Source organism: Virgibacillus sp. MG-45 (assembly GCF_036409425.1).
GTDB lineage: Bacteria > Bacillota > Bacilli > Bacillales > Amphibacillaceae > LDC-1.
Genome location: NZ_JAXOFU010000022.1, coordinates 1 through 1,699, shown reverse-complemented (window position 1 = coordinate 1,699; position 1,699 = coordinate 1). Strand labels below are relative to the sequence as shown.

1 rRNA gene is annotated in these 1,699 nt (G+C 52.9%); it reads left to right on the top strand.

What is annotated here, in order from left to right:
• The first annotated feature begins 129 nt into the window (after positions 1–129).
• Positions 130–1,692: ribosomal RNA gene (locus SPK86_RS15145) — 16S ribosomal RNA — on the top strand.
• Positions 1,693–1,699: the final 7 nt, after the last annotated feature.

The following is a 1,699-nucleotide window of genomic DNA, read 5'->3' as shown; positions in this document are numbered from 1 at the left end:
TCTTTGAAAACTGAACAAAACGACCAGTATGTCAAGAAAAACGGACCTCGTTTTTCAAAATAAAATCAGAAGCAAAGACTTCTGAACAAGCTAAGAAATTGAGATTGATTGGTGTCAATCTTACAAACTTTTTTGGAGAGTTTGATCTTGGCTCAGGACGAACGCTGGCGGCGTGCCTAATACATGCAAGTCGAGCGCGGGAAGCAAGCAGATCCCTTCGGGGTGACGCTTGTGGAACGAGCGGCGGACGGGTGAGTAACACGTGGGCAACCTGCCTGTAAGACTGGGATAACTCCGGGAAACCGGGGCTAATACCGGATAACACTTCCTAACACATGTTAAGAAGTTAAAAGATGGCTTCGGCTATCACTTACAGATGGGCCCGCGGCGCATTAGCTAGTTGGTGAGGTAACGGCTCACCAAGGCAACGATGCGTAGCCGACCTGAGAGGGTGATCGGCCACACTGGGACTGAGACACGGCCCAGACTCCTACGGGAGGCAGCAGTAGGGAATCTTCCGCAATGGACGAAAGTCTGACGGAGCAACGCCGCGTGAGTGATGAAGGTTTTCGGATCGTAAAACTCTGTTGTTAGGGAAGAACAAGTACCGTTCGAATAGGTCGGTACCTTGACGGTACCTAACCAGAAAGCCCCGGCTAACTACGTGCCAGCAGCCGCGGTAATACGTAGGGGGCGAGCGTTGTCCGGAATTATTGGGCGTAAAGCGCGCGCAGGCGGTCCTTTAAGTCTGATGTGAAAGCCCACGGCTTAACCGTGGAGGGTCATTGGAAACTGGAGGACTTGAGTGCAGAAGAGGAGAGTGGAATTCCATGTGTAGCGGTGAAATGCGTAGAGATATGGAGGAACACCAGTGGCGAAGGCGACTCTCTGGTCTGCAACTGACGCTGAGGCGCGAAAGCGTGGGTAGCGAACAGGATTAGATACCCTGGTAGTCCACGCCGTAAACGATGAGTGCTAGGTGTTAGGGGGTTTCCGCCCCTTAGTGCTGAAGTTAACGCATTAAGCACTCCGCCTGGGGAGTACGGCCGCAAGGCTGAAACTCAAAAGAATTGACGGGGGCCCGCACAAGCGGTGGAGCATGTGGTTTAATTCGAAGCAACGCGAAGAACCTTACCAGGTCTTGACATCCTCTGCTAACACTAGAGATAGTGTGTTCCCTTCGGGGACAGAGTGACAGGTGGTGCATGGTTGTCGTCAGCTCGTGTCGTGAGATGTTGGGTTAAGTCCCGCAACGAGCGCAACCCTTGATCTTAGTTGCCAGCATTAAGTTGGGCACTCTAAGGTGACTGCCGGTGACAAACCGGAGGAAGGTGGGGATGACGTCAAATCATCATGCCCCTTATGACCTGGGCTACACACGTGCTACAATGGATGGAACAAAGGGCAGCGAAGCCGCGAGGTGAAGCAAATCCCATAAAACCATTCTCAGTTCGGATTGTAGGCTGCAACTCGCCTACATGAAGCCGGAATCGCTAGTAATCGCGGATCAGCATGCCGCGGTGAATACGTTCCCGGGCCTTGTACACACCGCCCGTCACACCACGAGAGTTGGTAACACCCGAAGTCGGTGAGGTAACCTTTTGGAGCCAGCCGCCGAAGGTGGGACTAATGATTGGGGTGAAGTCGTAACAAGGTAGCCGTATCGGAAGGTGCGGCTGGATCACCTCCTTTCTAAGGA